Source organism: Mycobacterium sp., from assembly GCF_035314665.1.
In the GTDB taxonomy this organism is placed as follows: domain Bacteria; phylum Actinomycetota; class Actinomycetes; order Mycobacteriales; family Mycobacteriaceae; genus Mycobacterium.
On record NZ_DATFZD010000264.1, the window covers coordinates 22,144 to 28,410 of the forward strand.

The 6,267-nt window shown below is 65.0% G+C and carries 2 protein-coding genes; one reads left to right on the forward strand and one right to left on the reverse strand.

What is annotated here, in order from left to right:
• The first annotated feature begins 118 nt into the window (after positions 1-118).
• Complete coding sequence (locus VKI00_RS18880; RefSeq protein WP_324440047.1) at positions 119-5,614, forward strand: biotin carboxylase N-terminal domain-containing protein; 5,496 nt, start codon at positions 119-121, stop codon at positions 5,612-5,614.
• 263 nt (positions 5,615-5,877) lie between these two features.
• On the opposite strand, the gene VKI00_RS18885 is transcribed toward VKI00_RS18880, so the two are convergent.
• Positions 5,878-6,267: acetyl-CoA hydrolase/transferase C-terminal domain-containing protein (locus VKI00_RS18885; protein WP_324440049.1), on the reverse strand; the 390-nt coding region annotated here is incomplete at its 5' end.

A 6,267-nucleotide genomic window follows, 5' to 3' on the forward strand; every position in this document is an offset into this window, starting at 1 on the left:
GCCCGGCAGCGGAGAGAGCGTGGACTGTGAACGCGCCGGCGACCTGTTCGGTAGTCAACACCGGTCGACAGCGCGGTCCACGATTCCTTCTTTGGGCCCGGCGGAGCACACTTAGCGAATGTCCGACCCCCTGAGAGTCACGTTTCCAAGACGAATTGCAGTGGTCAACAGGGGTGAGGCCGCGGTACGCCTGATTCGGGCCGTACGAGAACTGAATGCCGAGCACGGCTGCGGCATAACGACTATCGCTCTTCATACCGACGCCGAGCGCCGGGCCATGTTCGTACGCCAAGCTGACGAAGCCGTGACGCTCCGCAGAACATCGGCGGGCATTGTGTACCTCGACCATGCCGAACTCGAACGCGCTCTGGTGGAATCCAAGGCCGACGCGGTGTGGGTGGGCTGGGGTTTCGTCGCCGAAGACATCGCTTTCGCCGAGCTCTGCGCGCACTTGAACCTCACATTCATCGGGCCGCCCCCGGCCGCGATGCGGACACTGGGCGACAAGGTCGAGGCCAAACTTCTGGCCGAGAAGGTGGACGTTCCGCTCGCACCGTGGAGCCGTGGCCCCGTCGAGACCCGCGAGGACGCCCGCCGCCACGCAGAAGCCATCGGCTACCCGTTGATCATCAAAGCCCGGAGTGGTGGCGGCGGCCGCGGTATCCGCAAGGTGTTCGCCCCGAACGAACTCGAAGTCGCACTCGAGCGCACGCAGGGCGAAGCCGAGCGCTCGTTCGGCGACCCGGTGGTGTTCCTCGAACGCCTTGTCACCAATGCCCGCCATGTCGAGGTCCAGATCGTGGCCGACAACTACGGCAATGTCTGGGCGCCGGGAGTGCGGGACTGCTCCATCCAACGCCGAAACCAGAAGGTGATCGAGGAATCCAGCTCCCCGGTACTGACCAAGGAGCAGGCTGACCATCTTCGAAGCGTGTCGGCCGAACTTGCCCGCGCTGCCGGATACCGCGGGGCCGGCACCGTGGAGTTCCTCTACCAGCCGGATCAGAACGTCTTCACGTTCCTCGAGGTCAACACCCGGCTGCAGGTCGAGCACCCGATCACCGAGGTCACCACCGGCCTCGACCTGGTCAAGCTGCAGATATTCGTCGCCAGCGGCGGTGCTCTCGTCGACGATTGCCCCCCTGAGTTCGGCCACGCCGTCGAGGCCCGGCTCAACGCGGAGGATGCCGACAATGGGTTTGCTCCCGCGCCGGGCACCGTGCGACTGCTGAAGTTCCCGCTCGGCTCTGGCATCCGCGTCGACACCGGCATTGCACAGGGCGACGTCATCCCGCCCGACTACGACTCGATGGTCGCCAAGATCATCGCGTGGGGACGCGACCGAAACGAAGCGCTGGCGCGGCTACGCACTGCCCTGCGTGAGACCACCGTCGTCATCGACGGAGGCACTACGAACAAGTCTTTCCTTCTCGATCTCCTCAGCCGTGACGAGGTCGTCTCCGCCTCGGCCGACACTGGCTGGCTCGACCGCACCGACGCTGGAATGGCCACCGGCCCTACGCCGACGGCCGACATCGCGCTGATCGCCGCCGCGGTCGACGCCTACGAAGCCGAGGAAAGCCTCGAACGTGCCGGTTTCCTGGCCTCGGCACGCGGTGGTCGACCGCGCGCCACCCACGCCATCGGCCGGACTGTTGAACTCAAGTACCAGGGCCAGGCCTACAACCTCGAGGTCGGACAGATCGGTCCGCGCAGGTACCGAGTCGACGGGGACAGCGGCGAACTCGTCGTCGATGTCGAATGGCTCGGCGAATTCGAGAGTCGACTCACCTTTGGCGACCACCGCTTCCAGATCGTCACGGTCGCGGGCCCCACTGGGTTCCTCGTCGAGGTCGACGGCATAAGTCATCGCGTCAGCCAGGACGAAGCCGGCCTGGTTCGCGCCTCGTCTCCGGCCGTGGTCGTCGCTCTGCCTGTGGCGGTGGGCGACGAGGTCGAGGCCGGCGCCACTCTCGTGGTGCTGGAAAGCATGAAGATGGAAACCGCCGTACGCGCACCGTCCGCGGGACGCGTTCGTGAGGTGTATGCCATCGTCAACAGCCAGGTCGATGCGGGCGCCGCACTACTGCGCTTCGACCAGGTCGGCGAAGCTACGGCGGCAGAAGCCGCGCCGCGAGTTCAGTTCCGTACCCAGCCGAGGAACGAGGACGCGAACCCGCGCACCGAGGCACTCGCGCGCCTCGGCGAACTCCGCGCCCTGATCACCGGTTACGACGTCGGCGCCGGCCGCGCGCGCAGCCTGCTCGCGGAGTACGACGACCTTCGCGGCAGCCTGCCCCGCGACGACCAAGAACTCGTCGAGGCCGAACTCGCACTGCTGGACACGTTCGCCGACGTCTGCGAGCTTTCCCGCAACCGTCCGACTCTGGACGAGGAGAGTTCCGATGAGCGCGTCCACAGCCCACGCGAGCACTTCCACACTTTCCTGCATTCCCTAGACGCCGAGGTGGAGGGGCTGCCACCGGCGTTTCGCAGCAAGATCGCCCGCGCGCTGCGCAACTACGACATCGACACGCTCGAGCCCGGTCCCGAGTTGGAGGACGCGGTTTACCGGCTATTCCTCGCGTTGCAGCGCATGGAGAACCAGGTACCCGTGATCACCGCGTTGCTTGGGCGCTGGCTCACCGCCGACGATGTTCCATCCGCTTCGACGAGTGCGGTGGGCGAGGTACTGGAGCGGCTGATCGTCGCAACGCAGGTGCGCTACCCGGTTATCGGCGACATCGCGCGAAACCTGCGGTTCCGCCTGTTCGACGAGCCGCAGATCCGCAAGGCACGCGAGCAGGTCTACGAGGGCGTGCGCGAAGGCCTGCAATATCTCGCCGACAATCCTGACGCGCCGGACTACGCGGCACGCATCGACGCCCTTGTCGCAACTCCAGAGCTATTGATCGACCTGCTGGCAGAACGCATTTCCAGTCCCGGTGCGCTACTCGAGGTAGTCACGCGTCGGTACTACGAGATCCGCACGCTCGAAGACGTCAAGACCTTCGAAAAAGCGAGTGGCCAGTTCGTCACCGGCAGTTACGAATTGGCCAGAGAGCAGCTGCATCTTGTATCGACTGTGACAGACCGAGCGCGGTTGTCGGCAACGCTGCGCGCCGTCAACGAAATCGCCGGACCCAACGCTGACAACCTGGTTGTCGACATTTATTTGTCGTGGCCGGACGCGCCCACCGACGGCGACGAATTGTCCGCCGCGTTGCGTGATGTGCTTGCCGCGCACCCCAGCGCGAACGATTGGCGCCGAGTGACCGTGACGGTGGTGGGTCGCGACCTGCATCAGGTGACGTTCCGTTCGGCACAACACGGTGGCCTGGCGGAGGACCGGACAATCCGCGACATGCACCCGCTCACCGGACAACGCCTCGATTTGTGGCGGCTCAAGAACTTCGACGGCACTCGCTTACCGGCCGCGCCAGGCACATACCTCTTCCACGTGGTGGCCAGAGAGAATCCGTCCGATGAGCGCCTCATGGCGCTCGCGGAGGTTCGTGATGTGACTACCCAGGTGAACGAGTTCGGCGAGGTGGTCGGGCTCCCGGCCATTGAGCGCGCCTTCGCTGAGTGTCTCGACGCCATTCGCCGCGCGCAGGCCCAGCGGGGCATGAAGCGGCTCGACGCCAACCGCGTGGCCATTTACGTGTGGCCGGTGCTCGACATCCCTGAAGATCGGCTCCCCGCGATCACGCAACGCATAGCACCGCTGGCGGTCAATGCGGGCCTAGAAGAAATCACGATCCTGGCAACTATCAAGGACGACCAGACATCGCAGCCCAGGAGAGTGGCAATTCGCTTCTCATACAGCCCGGGCGCCGGCGTCGTCGCGAATGTGACGGCGCCCCCAACCGAGCCGTTGCGCCCCCTCGACGAGTACGCACAGAAGGTGCAGCGCTCACAAGCTCGCGGCACCGTTTACCCCTACGAGCTGATCCCACTTCTCACCGGCAGCGAGGGCACGTTCGTCGAATACGACTTCGACGCGTCCCGCACGCTTGTCCCAGTCGACCGTCCGTATGGCCGCAACACCGCCGGCCTCATCGTTGGCATGGTGTCGCGACCGACGACCCGCTACCCCGAGGGAATGAGACGCGTCGCCCTGTTCGGTGACCCGACGAAAGCGCTGGGCACAGTGGCTGAAGCCGAATGCGCTCGCGTGGTCGCGGCGCTCGATCTCGCCGAGAAGCTGTCGGTACCGGTCGAGTGGTTCGCGTTGTCTTCCGGCGCAACCATTTCGATGGAGAGCGGCACCGAGAACATGGACTGGGTGTCGCGGGCTCTCCGCCGAATCATCACGTTCACCCAAAACGGCGGTGAGATCAACGTCATCGTCGCGGGAATCAACGTCGGCGCGCAGCCATATTGGAACGCCGAAGCGACGATGCTGATGCACACCAAGGGCATTCTGGTCATGACGCCGGATAGCGCGATGGTCCTCACCGGCAAGCAATCCCTTGATTACTCCGGTGGAGTTTCGGCAGAGGACAACTTCGGCATCGGCGGCTATGACCGCGTGATGGGACCCAACGGCCAAGCTCAGTACTGGTCGCCGAACCTTCAGGCAGCGTGCGAAGTGCTCTTCGCGCACTATGACCACGCGTATGTCGCTCCGGGAGAACGCTTCCCGCGCCGCGCTGTCAGTTCCGACCCGGTCGACCGTGACGTTTGCACCTACCCGCACGTACATCCGTCCAGCGACTTCACAACCGTTGGCGACATCTTCTCGACGATCACCAACAAAGACCGCAAGAAGCCGTTCGACATTCGCACGGTCATGCGTTCGGTGGTCGACCAGGACCATGCGGTACTCGAGCGGTGGGCCGATATGGCCGACGCCGACACCTCCGTGGTGTTCGACGCGCACATAGCCGGAATTCCGGTGTCCGTCATCGGCATTGAATCGCGCGTCATCCCGCGTAAGGGGTGGGTCCCAGCCGACGGGCCGGACCAGTGGACTTCGGGAACTCTCTTCCCGGAATCCTCAAAGAAGACCGCGCGCGCAATCAACGCCGCAAGCGGAAACCGACCCCTCGTCGTGCTGGCGAACCTGTCGGGCTTCGACGGTTCACCCGAGTCGCTGCGGAAAATCCAGCTCGAATACGGCGCCGAAATCGGCCGAGCCATCGTCAACTTCGACGGACCGATCGTGTTCTGCGTGATCTCGCGCTATCACGGCGGGGCTTTCGTGGTGTTCTCCAACGCGCTCAACGACAACATGGAAGTGCTCGCAATCGAGGGATCGTTCTCCTCGGTTATCGGCGGTGCACCCGCGGCAGCGGTGGTGTTCACGCGCGAGGTGAACGCACGTACCGCAGCAGACCCGGCCGTGCGCGGGCTCGAAGCGCAGCTTGCCGTTAGCGCGGACGACGCGGCGAGTGCCAGTCTGCGGGTACAGCTCTCCGCCACCCGCACGGCAGTACGTTCGGACAAGCTCGGCGAGGTGGCAGCGGAGTTTGAAGCTGTACACACCGTCGAGCGGGCCCGCCAGGTGGGTTCGGTCCACTCGATCATTGCGGCGGCGGAATTGCGCCCGAGCATCGTCGCGGCTGTGGAGCGTGGGATGGCCCGAACAATGGATACGCTCAGCCACTGAGTCCGTTCGGCGGCTACCGGCCGCGTAACGACGACGCCGAGCTGTCGGCTGACTCCGGCCGACGTCGAACACGCGCAAGACGCGCGCTGAGCGGGCGATCCCGGGCCGCTGCGCGGCAATCTCGGCCAGCCGGGACCGACCGGCCCGGCAGGCAGTGCATCGGATTAAGGCGGATTGCCCAAACCGGAAGCGCGGACCCGGTCATTGTCCGCACCGACGGCTTCAGAGGATCAGCGACGACGGCGACTGACCGACTTCATGGTTCACGTCGGCTTCATGGTTCCGTCCCGCAGGTAGCGCACATGCCACGACAATGCCTCGCCGAGCAGGTGCGGGGTGTGCTGGCCACCGGTGATGGCCATGGCCCGGTCGAGGTAGTCCTGCAGTGCGGGCCGGTAGTCCGGATGCGCGCAGTGATCGATGATTTCCTGCGCGCGGCGTCGCGGCGGGAGGCCGCGGAGATCGGCGAGTCCCTGCTCGGTGACGATGACGTGCACGTCGTGTTCGGTGTGGTCGACGTGGCTGACCATCGGCACGATGCAGGAGATCAACCCGCCTTTCGCGGTCGACGGGGTGACAAACATCGATATGTAGGCGTTGCGGGCGAAGTCACCGGAGCCGCCGATGCCGTTTTGGATGCTCGAACCCATCAA